The sequence below is a fragment of the Aquicella lusitana genome, from assembly GCF_902459475.1.
Taxonomy (GTDB): domain Bacteria; phylum Pseudomonadota; class Gammaproteobacteria; order DSM-16500; family DSM-16500; genus Aquicella; species Aquicella lusitana.
In genome coordinates, this window is sequence record NZ_LR699114.1 from 2,108,995 (window position 1) to 2,125,075 (window position 16,081).

Below are 16,081 nucleotides of genomic sequence, written 5' to 3' on the forward strand. Positions count from 1 at the left end.
CTTGTTCCTCGTTTAAAACCATTTCATTTTTTTAAATAGCAGCAGCAAACCAACGCCGCAAACCACCATTAATGAGAGCGCCCAGAAATAACCGTACTTCCAGTGAAGCTCGGGCATCCATTCAAAATTCATGCCGTAAATACCGGCGATTAACGATAAAGGTAAAAAAATGGCCGCAAAGGCAGTGAGCACCTTCATGGTATTGCTCATGTTTTGCATGAGTGCATTGTCTATCTGGTCGAGCGAACTGTTTAAAATATCTCGTATTGCATCTGCCTCGCTGATAATGACCTGGCTGTGATCAAACAAATTGGCTAAGGAAGCACGACAACGTTCTGATACCACGGTTATCTTGCGCCCCGATATGCGCATTAAAATATCGCGGATAGCAGCTGCATAGCGCTTTATTTTCATCACCTGTTTTTTAATATCAATCACTTCATCATAAATATTTTTATGCGTTTCACGTATACGCAGATCAATCTGGTCTGTTACCAAATCAAATTCAAGCAGCATTTCGGAATAGTCATTAATGGCATTATCCAGCATTAAAAACAGGATAAAACAGGGTGTCTTGGCGTACTTGACCGCTTTTGGATAATTATGCATAAACGATGACAGGGCGGGTATCGGATGTGAGGCCGCTGTAAAGCAGTAATGCTGCGTTAAATGGATGACCACATTTCCAAAATCTACATCGTGGTGAATACGATGAGGCTCGCAGGGCAGCAGGCATTGAATGCGCATTGTCAGTGATTCATCTGAATCATTCAGCTTGGGAAGAAGCTCATCCTCTTCACAAAGTTGAATAACGTCCTCAGGTAATTGCAACCGGACAGATAACTGCCTGAAAGTATCCTTATCATTCAAATCGCAGTGCACCCAGTAGATTTTGTTTTTTTCCTGCCGTGAAATCACTAATTCATCGAGGCGCAATGGTCTGAAGCTATGGTCCGATAAATCGAATTCAATCACGGTGGAAGGAAGCGCAGCCATGCAAGATCCTTAAAGCAAGTGACTGTTCATTGATGTGTAAGCATTAGCCTTCATTATAACAAAAATAAAGCCCGCCAGAATCCCAGGGCCGCGAAACCTATTAAAATGATTCCGCCAGCAATATTGATTTTTTGAATTGTACGTTTCGACAGACGGTGGCGGGTGAAATGCAAAAAACCATTTAAGCCGGCAGCCCAGCTGAATGTGCCCAGTAAAACACCTAAGCCTGCATAAAAAACAGCATGATCGCTGGCATGTGTCATGACGGCAATGGTCATGCTGATTGAAGACCAGAATAGAATCGTATAAGGATTGATCAGGGTTAACAAATAGCCTTCGATTGCATGCCGCCAGGGTGAGCGGATGCGCATGGGCGCCTGTGGCTGGTCATTAAAATAAACCGATTTTAAACGCAATGCCTTATAACCAAACCACGTCAAAAGCAGCGACCCCAAAATACCCACCGCCTTGATAACAAAGGGATGATGCAAAATTTGCAGCACGCCTAATGATAAGAGAACCAAATAGGTCACATCAGCGCAGCAAGCGCCAAACCCCAGAGCCAAGCCAGCGGCGGTGCCAAATTGCAAATTACGCCGAATCATCTCCAGATTAATCGCCCCGATAGGAATTGCTGCACCCCATCCTAAAAACAGCCCTACAATCACCTGATCAAACATGCCTCACCCCGCACCAACTTATTATCCATCTGGCTCACTCCCGCAAACCTGTCACCGCGGGATTCAGCGTGCCACATAGCACCTTGGGAGTAAATTAACATTTCCTGCAGCCTACTTTGCCATTTTTGACAAGATGCTAATTCTACAGAATGGCTGTCATCCTGAGAGTGTTTTTTACTCGAAGGATCTCCCGATGTACAAAAGGAGATCCTTATGCAGTACCCATCCATCTAAAAATAAATAAACTTACACAACCCTTAACCATTGCCATCAAGGTGGCTCTTTATTATACTCCCGCAATCCGCCGAGAGAGCTTAATAGGCGCATGGCAGCCAAATCACTTAGAAAAGTCGTACAACATGAAGCTTACCAAATTGTGTTTTGGCAATTGGCAGGCGTCATTGCATTGGCCTTGCTAGCCTTATTGATCCGTGGCGCTACCAGTGGATTTTCGGTACTGATGGGTGGAATGGCCTACGGTTTGCCCAATCTTCTCTTCGTATGGCGGGTGTTTCGGTTTTCCGGCGCACATCAGATGGCACAATTTCTGGCCGCATTTTTTATGGGCGAGATGATGAAACTGGTGCTGAGCGCTATTTTATTTTTAGTTATTGTTAAATACTTGCCAGTTAGTTTATTATCCACGCTCGTTGGATTTATAGGTGCGATTGTTTCATTCTGGATCGTTTGTATGTGGCATTTTTCTAGACAAGGCAGGCTGAGACGGCAGGGAGTGGAAGGATGAGTGAAATGAGCAATATAACCCCCGGTCAATATATACAACACCATCTTGAGCATTTAACGCTCAACCTTAAAACTTTCAGCATTGATGAAGGTGGCGGCTTTTGGACGCTTAACCTCGATACACTGATCGTGTCCGTTTTTATAGGTGTGCTGATTTTTGGCGGCCTAGGCTATGTGGCAGCCAGGATGACTGAAGTGCCTGGCAAACTGCAAAATATGGTTGAAATTATTATCGATTTTGTTAATAACGCCGTACATGAAATTTTTCACCACAAAAGTACTTTTATTCCAGCTCTTGCCCTGACCATTTTCCTTTGGGTGTTTTTTATGAACGCGATGGATCTGTTGCCAGTCGATTTTCTACCGCGCCTGCTGGGCTTTTTCGGGGTCCCTTACTTTAAAACGGTGCCAACTGCCGACCCTAATGCCACCTTCGCGATGTCCCTCAGCGTATTCGCCTTAATTATCATCTTTAACCTCAGAGCCAAAAAACATCGTCTGCTCAAGGAAATGCTGACCTTTCCATTTGGTCCTTATCTTTTCCCCATTAACTTCGCATTTCGTCTGGTCGAAGAATGCGTTAAGCCTTTATCGCTTGCGCTTCGACTTTTTGGCAACATGTTTGCCGGCGAGCTGATTTTTATTCTGATCGCCATTATGCCCTGGTGGATACAATGGCCTCCTGGCGCAATCTGGGCCATTTTCCATATTCTGGTCATTACGCTACAAGCTTTCTTGTTCATGATGCTGACCATTATTTACCTCAGCATGGCACAGGAAGGGCACTAAATTCGGTACCTGCGCATCTTCCGATGTGCGGGCATCATTCAAGGCAAAGGTTTTACGTTTATATTAATTTGTTGAGAGGAGGTTCCATGGAAATCGTAGGTATTGTGGGTCAAGTACAAGGTTTTAGCGTCCTGGCAGCGGGTCTGCTTATCAGTCTGGCAGCGCTTGGCACCGGCATTGGATTCGGTCTCTTGGGCGGTAAATTCCTTGAAGGCGTCGCTCGTCAGCCTGAATTAGGTCCCATGCTCATGATGCGCATGTTTATTATGGCAGGTCTCGTAGACGCATTTGCCGCTATCTCTATCGTGATGGGCTTATTGCTGTTTTTTGCAACCAACCCCTTCTTGTCAGCGGTTTTGAATGCAGCAAAACCTGCGGTAGGCGGCTAATAACGAGGAAAAACAATGGATATTAATGCCACGATTATCGGCCAATTTATCACCTTCAGTATTCTCGTATGGTTTACCATGCGGTATGTATGGCCGCCGATTACAAAAGCCATGCATGATCGTGAGAAAAAAATTGCTGCGGGTCTGGAAGCGGCAGAGCGAAGCAAGCGTGAGCTCGAGCTGGCAGAGCATAAAGCGTTATCCATTATTCGTGATGCCAAACAACAAGCAACGCACATCATTGAGCAGGCCAATTTGCATTCCTCTCAATTGATAGATGAAGCGAAAGTTCAAGCCAAGCAGGAAAGCCAGCGTATTGTTGAAATGGCACAAAGTGAGATTGATCGTGAAGTCACGCGGGCCAAAGAAGCGTTAAAAACACAGCTCGCAACATTAGCTGTCGCAGGCGCTGAAAAAATTATCCAGCGCAACATTGATCCGTCTTCACATCAGGATTTATTAAATCAATTAGCAGCTGAGATTTGATCATGGCAGACCTTTCGAGCATTGCAAGACCCTATGCTCTCGCCGCGTTTGAATACGCGCGTGATAAACAGCAATTGCCAGCCTGGAAAGCTTTTCTTGAATCGGCAAAGGAAGTAGCGCAAACGCCTTCTGTTGCCAGGCTATTGGAAAATCCTGAAGTCTCCTCAGCCATGCTGTTTGACCTGTTTTCTCACGTGCTGGTATCGCTGCTGGATCAGGAACGGAAGAATTTTTTGCTATTGCTTGCTCAAAATAAACGCTTTATAGTGCTGCCAGATATTGCTGAATCTTTTAATGCATATTATGCAGCCTATGAAAAAACAAGCTCGATCCGGGTCGTCACCGCTGTTGAAGTACACGATGATTTCCGTAAAAAGCTCGAACAAGCCTTAGCAAAACGTATTCAGCGTGAGGTCACGCTGCATTGTGAAATTGACCCCGACCTCTTAGGCGGCGCGGTGATTCACATTGGCGACAGGGTAATCGATGGCTCCATTCGCGGAAAATTAACCCGCCTGTTACAAGACCTGGCGAGTTAAAAAAATGAGAGCCGCAAACATGGTAACATCTGCACTTTCTTTAAGGTAATAACTATGGCTACGCAAGTGAAGCAATTAAGTCCAACGGAAATTAGCGAATTAATCAAAGAACGCATCGTCCATTTTGACCTGAAACCGGAAATCCGGACAGAAGGTACGGTTGTTAGCGTTAAAGATGGTATTGTCCGCCTGTACGGTCTTGCGGACGTGATGCAAGGGGAAATGATTGAATTCCCCGGCCAGACTTATGGCCTTGCGCTTAACCTTGAAAGAGACTCTGTGGGCGCTGTTATTCTCGGCCGCACGGATGAATTGTCAGAAGGCCAGACTGCCAAATGCACCGGGCGCATTCTGGAAGTGCCTGTAGGCGAAGCTTTATTGGGCCGCGTTGTTGACGCGCTGGGCAACCCCATTGATGACAAAGGTCCAATCCAAACGGACAAGAGTTCCCCTGTAGAAAAAGTGGCGCCCGGCGTCATTTTCCGGCAACCCGTTTCTCAGCCTTTGCAAACAGGCTTAAAAGCGATTGACTCAATGGTACCCATCGGACGCGGACAGCGCGAGCTTATCATTGGTGACCGTCAGACAGGTAAAACTGCCATTGCCATTGATACCATCATCAATCAGCGTGATACCGGCGTGAAATGTATTTATGTTGCCATCGGTCAAAAAGCATCCTCCGTCGCAGCAGTTGTCCGTAAGCTGGAAGAATTTGATGCACTAAAACATACCGTTGTTGTCGCTGCAACAGCTGCTGATCCAGCCGCCATGCAATATATTGCAGCCTATGCGGGTTGTGCTATGGGCGAATACTTCCGCGATAAAGGCGAAGATGCGCTTATCATTTATGATGATCTCACCAAACATGCCTGGGCTTATCGCCAAATTTCATTGCTGTTGCGCCGTCCACCGGGCCGTGAAGCGTATCCTGGCGACATTTTCTATTTACATTCACGCTTATTGGAACGCGCCGCTCGCGTCAGTGCAGAATATGTAGAGAAATTAACGGATGGAAAAGTGAAAGGCAAAACAGGATCACTGACCGCCCTGCCTGTGATTGAAACACAAGCAGGCGACGTATCCGCGTTCGTACCAACCAACGTTATTTCCATCACTGATGGTCAGATCTTCCTTGAAACCGATTTATTCAATGCCGGCATACGCCCTGCAATCAATGCGGGTTTATCCGTGTCTCGTGTAGGTGGTGCGGCGCAAACCAAGATCATGAAAAAACTGGCGGGCGGTATTCGTATCGGACAAGCCCAATATCGCGAATTGGCAGCCTTTTCCCAGTTCTTGTCAGATCTTGATGAAGCCACCCGCAAGCAGTTGGAACGCGGTCAGCGCATTACCGAAGTCATGAAACAGAAACAATACATCCCGCTGTCCGTTGCAGAGCAGGCCACGATTTTGTTTGCTGTTGATCAAGGCTATCTGGATGATGTACCCGTCAATCGTACGGCTATTTTTGAACAAGAGTTGAATAGCTACTTAAATACAAATTACCGTGATTTTGTGGAACGGCTTAACAAGACTGGCGATTACAATGATGAAGTCGTTGCGACCCTGCGGTCCATTCTTGAATCATTTAAAGCTAATCAGTCATGGGATTAAATAATTAAAGCAAGTTGAGGAAGGCAGTATGGCCATTGCTAAAGAGATACGCCTCAAGATCCATAGCATCAAGAATACGCAGAAAATTACAAAAGCGATGGAAATGGTGGCGGCCAGCAAAATGCGTAAAACACAAGATCGCATGCAGCGCGCTATTCCTTATGCAAAAAAAATCCTGAATGTGATCAGTCACGTGGCACAAGCCAATTCTGAATACCGGCATCCGTTTATGGAGCACCGCGACATCAAGCGTGCTGGCTACATCATCATCACAACCGACCGAGGCCTTTGCGGTGGATTAAACAATAATCTGCTCAAAGCCACGCTTAGGGCCATCAAAGAAAATATAGATAACGGTATTGAGGCAGAACTTTGTCTGATCGGTAACAAGGCCATGGCGTTTTTCAAGCGCATTGGAGGCAATGTGGTTGCACATAAAGGCAACTTAGGTGACACACCCAGCCTCGCTGACCTAATTGGCATCATCAAGGTAATGCTCGACGCTTATCTCGAACAGCGTATAGATGCGCTGTATCTCTGCTCCAACGAGTTTGTTACCACCATGCGGCAGGAACCTAGAATACAGCAGGTTTTACCCTTGATTCCTGCTGAAGATACAGAATTACAGCATCACTGGGATTATATCTATGAGCCCGATAGTGCGCCTGAATTGCTGGAAAAATTGCTGACACGCTACATTGAGTCGCAGGTTTACCGCGCTGTCATTGAAAATATTGCTTCCGAACAGGCTGCGCGTATGTTGGCCATGCGAAACGCAACAGACAATGCGGGCGAATTAATTTCAAGCTTGCAGCTTGCGTACAACAAGGCGCGTCAGGCAGCAATTACACGCGAACTTTCCGAGATTGTTGCTGGCGCATCTGTCATTTGATGGCCATCTTCAGGAAGTTGCGTTGAAAAATGGATAAAAAAGGGCAGGTCGCGAGAAGGTTAAGTTATATGAGGTCAAGCAAATGAATCAAAGCAAACAAGGCAAAATTGTAGAAATCATCGGCGCAGTCGTTGACGTTGAGTTTTCGCATCAGGATGTGCCCCGCATTTACGATGCGTTAAAAGTAGAAGATAAAAATCTGGTGCTGGAAGTTCAGCAGCAGATTGGCGATGGCGTTGTCCGCACTATTGCGCTGGGATCCACAGACGGTGTACGCCGTGGACTTCAGGTGATTAACACGGGTAATCCTATTATGGTGCCCGTAGGAAAGCCTACACTGGGACGCATCATGAATGTATTGGGTGAAACCATTGACGAAAAAGGGCCGGTAGAAACCGATCAATTCTTACCTATCCATCGCCCAGCGCCTACTTTTGCTGAACAAGCGCCTACACAAGAGTTACTTGAAACCGGGATCAAGGTCATTGACCTCATTTGTCCTTTTGCCAAAGGCGGTAAAGTCGGTCTCTTTGGTGGTGCAGGCGTAGGCAAGACCGTCAACATGATGGAACTCATCAATAATATTGCCAAAGAACATGAAGGGTTGTCCGTATTCACCGGCGTAGGCGAGCGTACTCGCGAAGGCAACGATTTTTATCTGGAAATGAAAGAATCTCAGGTACTTGATAAAGTTGCATTGGTCTATGGTCAGATGAATGAACCTCCAGGCAACCGTTTGCGTGTTGCGTTAACAGGCTTGACTATCGCAGAAAGTTTTCGTGATGAAGGCAAAGATGTGTTGCTCTTCATTGACAATATCTTCCGTTACACACTTTCCGGTGTAGAAGTGTCCGCACTGCTTGGACGTATTCCTTCCGCTGTAGGGTATCAGCCAACACTTGCTGAAGAAATGGGTGTACTACAGGAGCGTATTACTTCTACCAAAACTGGCTCTATTACCTCGGTGCAAGCAGTTTACGTACCGGCGGATGACTTGACTGACCCGTCACCTGCCACCACCTTCGCGCATTTAGATGCAACAGTCGTATTGTCCCGTCAGATTGCTGAGCTCGGTATTTATCCTGCCATTGATCCGCTGGATTCCACCAGCCGGCAGCTTGATCCGCTCATTGTCGGTCAGGAGCATTATGACGTCGCGCTACAGGTACAAAAAACCTTGCAGCGTTATAAAGAACTCAAAGACATTATCGCCATTCTCGGCATGGATGAATTATCTGAAGAAGACAAGCAGATTGTTAACCGCGCGCGCAGAATTCAGCGCTTCCTGTCACAGCCGTTCTTTGTCGCCGAAGTCTTCACCGGCACAAAAGGCCGCTATGTTTCCATCAAGGAAACCATTCGTGGCTTTAAAGGCATCTTAAACGGCGAATATGATCATTTGCCTGAGCAAGCCTTTTATATGGTTGGAACCATTGATGAAGCAGTGGAGAAAGCTAAAACATTATGACCAAATCTACTCTTCGATTAGATATCGTGAGTGCTGAAAAAGAGATTTTCTCTGGCGAAGCTGAAATGGTGTTTGTTACCGGCGAGCTGGGTGAATTGGGCATCGCGCCAGGCCACTCGCAATTACTCACGACATTAAGGCCCGGCTATGTACGTACCATCCTGCCTAATAAGGAAGAAGAAGTCTTTTTTATTTCTGGCGGCATGCTTGAGGTACAGCCTTACATTGTTTCCGTTCTTGCCGATACCGCCATGCGCGCTGCTGATATCGATGAAGCGGCCGCACTGCAGGCAAAAGAGCAGGCAGAAAAAGCGCTGGCCGGCAAGATTTCTGCTATCGATCTCGCTAAAGCAACGGCTGAATTAGCTGAGATCAGCGCACAAATCCGGGCTATTCAACGCCTGAAAAAACGAGCCAGAGGCGAGCGGGCATAAAACTCGGGCACAAAAGCGACCGAGTTTGCTTCAATGTTTATATCGCTTCGCGGGAATGACGCTCTCACTACGTCTTTGCGCTATCATGCGATTAAGAGACAAGATAGATAAGGAGTTATCTTATGGTCGAAGCGGTTAGTAATCGTTCCAACCCCAAACGATTTGCCCATCCTCATGTTCATTATACAGTTTGCGATAGCCTCATGCGGTATGCAGAATTTCTCGGCTTCGGCGAAATTCATACCAAGATAGACGAAAAAACCGGATTAAAAGCCATTATCGCTATCCATAACCTCAATCGTGGACCGGCTATTGGCGGCTGTCGGATGATTACGTATAAAACAGTCGATAAAGCATACGAAGATGCCATGCGACTTGCACACATGATGAGCTTTAAAGCGGCGATTAATAATCTTTCTCATGGCGGCGCTAAAGCGGTATTAATCAAACCCAAAGTTATCAAAGATCGCGAAGCTTATTTCGAAAAATTTGGAGAATTTGTCAATGACTTGGGCGGTCGTTACATTACCGCGGTCGATAGCGGTACTAGCCCGCAGGAAATGGACATCATTGCCAGGCGCACGCCTTTTGTCACCTGCACCACTAAATCGGGTGCTGAGAGCGATCCTTCTCCCCTGACTGCGTTAGGTGTACGCCGCGGAATACAAGCTGCGGTGAAATTCAAATTAAACCGTGACTCTCTCGAAGGTATCCATGTTGTCATTCAGGGCGCAGGACATGTGGGATATCATCTGGCTCAAGAATTGCATAAGCTGGGGGCGAAACTGACCATTGCTGATGTTAATCTAAAAGCCCTTCAACGCTGTATCGATGAATTGAATGTTAATGTATGCCATCCCGATGAAGTTTACAGCCTTGAAGCCGATGTATTTGCCCCTTGTGCGCTGGGTTCAATCCTGAATCTCAATACGATTAATCAGCTAAAAGCAAAAATTATTGCGGGCTCCGCTAACAATCAGCTTGCTCATCACCACTATGGTGCGCTGCTGCATGAACGCGGCATTTTGTACGCGCCCGATTTTCTCATTAATGCAGGCGGTCTCATTCATGTGGCTGTCATTTACGATCATGGCGATCTGAAGAAATCCATGGAACAAATCAATAATATTTATAATACGGTATATGATATTTTTGAGCGCTCCGCCCATGAAAATCGCGCTACCAATGAAATAGCGGAAAAAATTGCGCGGGATCGTTTGCGGTGATTCGGTGAATGTCATCAGAACTTAATAAATGCCCTTGCGGCTTAAATAAAAATTATAATGAATGCTGTGGCCGTTTCATTAACGGCGATCAATACCCATCCACGCCTGAGGAATTGATGCGCTCGCGTTACACAGCCTATACGCAAGCGAATATAGACTATATTCAGCAAACCATGAAACTGCCCGCTGCTAATCTTTTCGATGCCGAGAAAGTGCGGCAATGGGCCACAGAAATAAAATGGATAGGCTTAAAAGTGATTGCCTCTTCCTGTGATAAAACGAAGGGGATTGTTGAATTTGTCGCTTCTTTTTCTTATCACGATCAATTACAACAAATGCACGAACACAGCGAATTCCGGCTTGAAGAAGGAAAATGGTTTTATGTAGACGGGAAGATCTTGCCTTCCCATCCAACCACCGCTACCGTATCTAAAATTGGCCGAAATGAAACTTGCCCTTGCGGCAGCGGTAAAAAATTCAAGAAATGCTGCGGTATTTAATCAGCGCTTAATTACCATTTGGCTCTTGGCATCTTGTTTAGGGTTATCATGGCCACCCAATGCCGCATTTGGCTGATACATAACAAAAGGATACATTGACAACACTGAAGTGGATGCTTTCGAGGCTTTTAATGATGAAAAATGCTTTTCAACGATCGCCATTACTTTGATTTTATATAAATGGGAAGGCATCATTCTGTTGACTTTATTCGCTTCATTCCAGATTAAAGTCAAGAAAGGTCTTTTTTCGCTCGCGTTCGAAAAATACCGCTCATAGTATGGCAAATCAGTTTCCACTTTATCCAGGCATTCTTTTAAAGCACGACCGTTTTCCTCACTCACGATATTCGCGTGCCATAGCTTCGCATGCCGCTCAAGCTCGGCCGCGTTTTTCGCTATAAAAAGTAAAATAACTCTATGCTTTTCAAGAAAAGCTTCCAACAGTTTGCCGTGGCCCTGCGTTAGATTGAGAATTGCGTTTTGATACTGCATTTTAATGCTAGCAAGCGTTTGTTCGAACTCGGAGAGGCTTTGATACTGCCTATTTCGATGGGTATAAAAATTCGCCGGCACACGGCCCATTTCCTTCTCAGTAAGAGCATCTAAAGCCTCATGCGTGAATGCCAAATCAAATGAAGCACTTAAATCCGAGAACCGTTTATTCTCGTTAGCCAGCTTCATGATAATTTCGCTCTTGAAAAAAGGCGCTGCAAAAAAATCAGCGTATTCGTATAAAAAACGGACTACATCCTGAATAGAATTAATCGCCCTTGCCTTCATGATATTACCCTCGTTTTGGTTAGTCTTATATTTTGTTGTCTGATACTACCTGAAAGCTTATTTTTTATCCATGTCCTCCTGTATCGCTTTAGCTGCCACCACGCCATCTGCCATGGCGGTGGTCACACAGGGGTGCATACGATTCGCCACTTCACCTATGGCATAGATCCCAGCAACCGGCGTACGGCAATACATATCGGTAGCGATGAAACCGCGATCATCTCGTAAAACAGACTCAAGTGATAAGAGGCAGGAAGGAAAATTGGCTTCCCAGCCATATAAGACAATAATGACGTCATAACGCCTGGTTTCGCCCTGGTGAGTAATTGTTTTAGCAGCCTGGTCTACATCATAGGGAAATAGATAAACATCTTCCGGATGGACTAACCCCCATAAACTTTTACGGGCACGTATGGTTCGAGTATAAACATGACAAGCTGTTGGTTTTTGCTGTTGGATTAAATCATAATTCTCAGCCGCATTATCACCGCCGCCCAAAATAGCAACGCGTTTATTTGCAAAATCAAAATCGAAAATACGCTGGCCTGGGCCGATGATAGTATCCGCAGATTCAGAAAAATAATCGCGACATGGTTTCACACCGGTTGCAATCACTACATTATATGCGTCAATGACTTTATCGCTGAGCTGCACAGTAAAACCTGTCGATAAAGATTGAATGTGAGTAGGCGTTTGATTAAAAAAAACAGGTATATTCATCCATTCAATGTGCTGTTGAATATGTTTGGCATACTCACGCCCAGTAAGATGCATTACACCAAGCATCCAATTATTTTGATAAGGACTGGATGCCTGTAAGCCGCCCAATCGGTCGCTTTGTTCAACAATGATCGCTTTATAACCCAGCATGCTGAGCCATAAAGCACACTGGCAGCCTGCCGGCCCGCCGCCTATAATCACTGCAGCATTCATACGCCTCACCCTTTGCTTCTATCGTAAAAAATGGATCGAAATAATTTTTTGATTATCGCTTCCCACCGAACAGAGGGCAATCATGCCGATGGGCATACGGATAATCGTATAAATCATGCCGCTTGCGGCCGAGTTTTATAAAACCAGGTATAAATAAGAATAGTTTATTATAATAGGCGAAGCGTACTTGACGATAGGATCAGAAAAAGCGACATTCTAACTTTTGGAAAACAGCCACGGAGGGAACATGCGTCTATTCTTGCCAATCATTGCTAGCGTACTCAGTGCGTTCACCATAACGGCTTATGCTGAAACCGCTCCGGCTGCTAATGCATTTACCATGAACACCACTGCTTTTCTTGATAAAGGCTTATTGCCTGTTTTGTATACTTGTGATGGTAAAGATAAATCGCCCGAACTTAGCTGGACAGGTGTCCCCGCAAAAACAACCAGTCTGGCCCTGATCGTTGATGACATGGACGCGCCAACTCCTCCTTTTTATCATTGGGTGCTGTATAACATCCCCAACACTGTTACCATGCTGCCTGAAGGCGTCAGCAAACTACCGGCTGGGGTCATGACAGGCAAAAACAGCTGGGGAACCGAAGAATACAAAGGGCCTTGTCCGCCCAAAGGTACTTCTCACACTTATGTCTTTACCTTATACGCCCTTGATACTAAGCTCAATCTTCCGGCGGGAGCAGAAGCTAAAAAAGTGATTGAAGCCATGCAAAATCATATCATTGAGAAAGTCACTTTAACCGCTGTCTACAGCCGCTGGCTCACATGAAAAAAATTTTTTGTCTTGGCGGTGCAACAATCGATCATAAACTCAAGTCCTCCGCCTCTTATCTTCTTGGTACATCCAATCCCGTTTCATCCATCACGACATTTGGCGGTGTCGCCCGCAATATTGCAGAGAACCTTGGGCGTTGGTCAAAAGAAATTCATTTGCAATGCGCTGTAGGAAATGACAGAGATGGGCGGCAACTGCTAGCGCATATGCAATCCTTGGGTGTAGATACGGACGGCAGTTTGGTATTGGAAAATGCATCAACCGCGCACTATTATGCTGCACTTGCACCCGATGGCGAGCTTTTTATCGCGTTAGCCGATATGGAAATTTATAACCAGGTACAGCTCGATTCTTTTACTCCTGCATGGGAACGTTGGACGAAGAATAGCCTTATCTTTATTGACACCAACTTGCCTGTGACTATCATTGATGAAGTTATTCAGCGATGCCGTCATCGGCAACTACCTCTTTGCATTGATCCAGTGTCTGTCGCTAAAGCCGGCAAACTGGCCGCATTGGAACTGGAAGGAGTTTTTCTCATCAAACCCAATCAGCTGGAAGCAGGTGCATTAACGGACATGGAAGTTGATTCAGTTAGAAAGTGTATCCATGCGGGCTGCCGTCTGTTGGATAAAGGAGTCAAAAATGTTGTCATCAGTCTGGGCAAGGCAGGCTGGGTTATCGTCAATGAATATCAACAGCAGCATTTTGAAGGCATTGAGTTATGCGATATTCACGATGTAAATGGGGCGGGTGATGCATTTATCGCAGGGATTTTATATGGATTACAGCAGCAGGCAAATTTAGAAGAAGCTTGTTATCTTGGTGCTTCTGCAGCAACATTAACGCTTAAATCTTGCAGTAGCGTCGCTCAAGGTATAACGGCGAAGCATCTGAAATCATTGCATGGATCACCTGTATAACCCACACCTTATTCATGTATAAATAAAAAATAAACCAAGGACATCAACATGCAACAGTTTTTCGAATATTCAACAGAAGTCAGAGAAGCCATGCAGGCAAAAAAACCCGTGCTGGCGCTTGAATCCACTTTGATTACCCATGGCTTACCTTTCCCGCAAAATATTGAAACGGCCATGGTTGTCGAGCAAATTGCGAGAGATCATGATGTTACACCTGCTACCATTGCCATCATGCAAGGCAAGGTCAAAATTGGTTTATCATCTTCCGAACTTGAAACACTAGTGTATGACAGCCAGCGAGTCAAAGCGAGCCAACGGGATATACCTTATGTTTTAAGCATGGGATTAAACGCCGGAACAACTGTCGCTTCTACTTTGTTTTGTGCGCATCATGCAGGTATCAAAATTTTTGCAACTGGCGGTATTGGCGGCGTACACCGAGGTGACGATCAGGATATTTCTGCCGATTTAATTGAATTATCACGCACACCGCTCGCATTGGTTTGTGCGGGTGCAAAAGCCATACTGGACTTATCCAAGACAATGGAACTCATGGAAACGCTCAGCATTCCTGTCGTAGGATATCGCACAGAATATTTACCTGCCTTTTACTCTTCAACCTCACCCTATAGCTTGCCCATAAAAGTTGACGACCTGGCGGCGCTGGTAAAATTACTTCAAGCTCACTGGCAGCTTAATTTATCAGCGGGCATGTTGATCGCCAACCCCATTCCCGTTGAAGATGAAATTCCTGCGGAAATAATTGAACCTGTCATATCTGCCGCGCTTAAAAAGGCTGAGCAGCAACATATCAGAGGAAAAGCCATTACCCCGTTTCTTTTAAATGAAGTAAGGCTTGCGACACAAGGGCAAAGCTTGCAGACCAACATTCAATTAATCAAAAATAACGTGAAACTAGGCGCGGAGCTTGCCAAGGCATTAGGAAATTTGAATTAAGACGTTGAGAGAAAATATCATGGCGCTGCATGAAGCAAAAAACATGAATACAATGCCTTCGTTTGAGAAAAGCCCTGCAAGCTTCTCATTTTTAAACTCCCTACAAAAAGAAAGCTATCATCGCGATGGCTACCTTGTATTACCTCAATTTATTAATGAGACCATTTGTCGGCTGCTCATTGATAGAGCAAACATGCTGATTGCGAATTTTGACGCAAGCAGTATAAAAGTCATTTTTTCCACCCAAGACAGGCGCCATACCAAAAACCAATATTTTCTTGAATCAGGCGATAAAATTCACTTTTTTTTGGAAGAAAACGCTGTCAACGCACAAGGTGAATTAAATACAGACAAATTATATTCTATTAATAAAATCGGGCATGCTTTGCATGATGTGGATCCTGTCTTTAATTGCTTTAGTCGCATGCATAAAATTGCCTGCCTTATTCATGATCTGGCTATCGCAGATCCTTTGCTCGTTCAATCCATGTATATTTGCAAACAGCCTTTCATGGGCGGAGAAGTAAACTGTCATCAGGATAATACTTTTTTATATGTGAAAGAACAGCCTATTACGGGGCTGTGGTTCGCGCTTGAGGATGCAAATAGAGAAAATGGTTGTCTATGGGCTATCCCGGGAGGCCATCGAATACCGCTTAAATCCAGAATGTTACGAGATAAACATCATCAAATTTGTTATGAAACTTATGACCATACGCCCTGGCCCCTGGAGGAAATGGTTCCGCTTGAAGTTTCGCGCGGCAGTGCGATTGTGTTGCACGGCCTTTTGCCACACATGAGCAAGCAGAACCTATCGTCTCGATCAAGACATGCTTATACGCTGCATGTCATGTCCGGGCAGCACGAATATGCAGCGGAAAATTGGCTGCAACGGCCAGCTGACATGCCTTTCAGAGGTTTTTGGTAGGAAAATA

The 16,081-nt window shown here is 45.4% G+C and carries 19 protein-coding genes; 15 read left to right on the forward strand and 4 right to left on the reverse strand.

Annotation, left to right across the window (positions count from 1 at the left end; translation table 11 throughout):
- Positions 1-12 precede the first annotated feature (12 nt).
- Entirely contained in the window at positions 13-996 is a 984-nt protein-coding gene (locus AQUSIP_RS09790; protein ID WP_114833850.1) for a magnesium transporter CorA family protein, read from the reverse strand.
- A gap of 53 nt (positions 997-1,049) precedes the next feature.
- Positions 1,050-1,676: a LysE family translocator gene (locus AQUSIP_RS09795; protein ID WP_114833851.1), complete on the reverse strand. Its 627-nt coding sequence runs from the start codon at positions 1,674-1,676 to the stop codon at positions 1,050-1,052.
- 325 nt (positions 1,677-2,001) lie between these two features.
- Between AQUSIP_RS09795 and AQUSIP_RS09800 the strand changes: the two genes are divergently transcribed.
- From AQUSIP_RS09800 to AQUSIP_RS09850, 11 genes are all read left to right on the forward strand, one after another.
- Entirely contained in the window at positions 2,002-2,421 is a 420-nt protein-coding gene (locus tag AQUSIP_RS09800) for an ATP synthase subunit I (protein ID WP_114833852.1), read from the forward strand.
- Positions 2,418-3,209, forward strand: coding sequence for a F0F1 ATP synthase subunit A (gene atpB / locus AQUSIP_RS09805; RefSeq protein ID WP_114833853.1), 792 nt, complete (start codon positions 2,418-2,420; stop codon positions 3,207-3,209). The genes AQUSIP_RS09800 and atpB overlap by 4 nt, the downstream gene beginning before the upstream one ends.
- 86 nt (positions 3,210-3,295) lie before the next feature.
- Positions 3,296-3,598, forward strand: coding sequence for a F0F1 ATP synthase subunit C (gene atpE / locus AQUSIP_RS09810; RefSeq protein ID WP_114833854.1), 303 nt, complete (start codon positions 3,296-3,298; stop codon positions 3,596-3,598).
- Positions 3,599-3,613: 15 nt separating this feature from the next.
- Positions 3,614-4,084 (forward strand): F0F1 ATP synthase subunit B, encoded by a 471-nt coding sequence (locus tag AQUSIP_RS09815; RefSeq protein ID WP_114833855.1) that lies wholly within the window; start codon positions 3,614-3,616, stop codon positions 4,082-4,084.
- Positions 4,085-4,086: 2 nt separating this feature from the next.
- Positions 4,087-4,623, forward strand: a complete 537-nt coding sequence (locus AQUSIP_RS09820; RefSeq protein ID WP_114833856.1) for a F0F1 ATP synthase subunit delta — start codon at positions 4,087-4,089, stop codon at positions 4,621-4,623.
- Positions 4,624-4,677: 54 nt separating this feature from the next.
- Positions 4,678-6,237 carry a F0F1 ATP synthase subunit alpha gene (gene atpA, locus AQUSIP_RS09825; protein ID WP_114833857.1) on the forward strand — a complete coding sequence of 520 codons (1,560 nt, stop codon included), beginning with the start codon at positions 4,678-4,680 and terminating at the stop codon, positions 6,235-6,237.
- A gap of 28 nt (positions 6,238-6,265) precedes the next feature.
- A complete protein-coding gene (gene atpG / locus AQUSIP_RS09830; RefSeq protein ID WP_114833858.1) occupies positions 6,266-7,129 on the forward strand; it encodes a F0F1 ATP synthase subunit gamma in 864 nt (287 codons plus the stop codon).
- Between the two features lie 82 nt (positions 7,130-7,211).
- Positions 7,212-8,597 (forward strand): F0F1 ATP synthase subunit beta, encoded by a 1,386-nt coding sequence (gene atpD / locus AQUSIP_RS09835; protein ID WP_114833859.1) that lies wholly within the window; start codon positions 7,212-7,214, stop codon positions 8,595-8,597.
- Entirely contained in the window at positions 8,594-9,031 is a 438-nt protein-coding gene (locus AQUSIP_RS09840) for a F0F1 ATP synthase subunit epsilon (protein WP_114833860.1), read from the forward strand. The genes atpD and AQUSIP_RS09840 overlap by 4 nt, the downstream gene beginning before the upstream one ends.
- Positions 9,032-9,234: 203 nt before the next feature.
- The gene (locus AQUSIP_RS09845; RefSeq protein WP_407641499.1) at positions 9,235-10,257 is read left to right on the forward strand and encodes a Glu/Leu/Phe/Val dehydrogenase family protein; all 1,023 of its coding nucleotides are present in this window, start codon (positions 9,235-9,237) and stop codon (positions 10,255-10,257) included.
- An 8-nt stretch (positions 10,258-10,265) separates the two neighbouring features.
- Positions 10,266-10,757 (forward strand): YchJ family protein, encoded by a 492-nt coding sequence (locus tag AQUSIP_RS09850; RefSeq protein WP_114833862.1) that lies wholly within the window; start codon positions 10,266-10,268, stop codon positions 10,755-10,757.
- On the opposite strand, the gene AQUSIP_RS09855 is transcribed toward AQUSIP_RS09850, so the two are convergent.
- A complete protein-coding gene (locus AQUSIP_RS09855; RefSeq protein ID WP_114833863.1) occupies positions 10,758-11,537 on the reverse strand; it encodes a hypothetical protein in 780 nt (259 codons plus the stop codon).
- 57 nt (positions 11,538-11,594) lie between these two features.
- Positions 11,595-12,470, reverse strand: coding sequence for an NAD(P)/FAD-dependent oxidoreductase (locus AQUSIP_RS09860; RefSeq protein WP_114833864.1), 876 nt, complete (start codon positions 12,468-12,470; stop codon positions 11,595-11,597).
- Between the two features lie 247 nt (positions 12,471-12,717).
- On the opposite strand from AQUSIP_RS09860, the gene AQUSIP_RS09865 reads away from it, so the two are divergent.
- The 4 genes from AQUSIP_RS09865 to AQUSIP_RS09880 are packed head-to-tail and all read left to right on the forward strand — an operon-like array spanning position 12,718 to position 16,074.
- Positions 12,718-13,260 carry a YbhB/YbcL family Raf kinase inhibitor-like protein gene (locus tag AQUSIP_RS09865; RefSeq protein WP_232058667.1) on the forward strand — a complete coding sequence of 181 codons (543 nt, stop codon included), beginning with the start codon at positions 12,718-12,720 and terminating at the stop codon, positions 13,258-13,260.
- Positions 13,257-14,189 carry a carbohydrate kinase family protein gene (locus AQUSIP_RS09870; protein WP_114833865.1) on the forward strand — a complete coding sequence of 311 codons (933 nt, stop codon included), beginning with the start codon at positions 13,257-13,259 and terminating at the stop codon, positions 14,187-14,189. Before AQUSIP_RS09865 ends, AQUSIP_RS09870 begins: the two co-directional genes overlap by 4 nt.
- A gap of 48 nt (positions 14,190-14,237) precedes the next feature.
- Positions 14,238-15,146: a pseudouridine-5'-phosphate glycosidase gene (locus AQUSIP_RS09875; protein WP_114833866.1), complete on the forward strand. Its 909-nt coding sequence runs from the start codon at positions 14,238-14,240 to the stop codon at positions 15,144-15,146.
- A 19-nt stretch (positions 15,147-15,165) separates the two neighbouring features.
- Positions 15,166-16,074 (forward strand): phytanoyl-CoA dioxygenase family protein, encoded by a 909-nt coding sequence (locus tag AQUSIP_RS09880; RefSeq protein WP_197737850.1) that lies wholly within the window; start codon positions 15,166-15,168, stop codon positions 16,072-16,074.
- Positions 16,075-16,081: the final 7 nt, after the last annotated feature.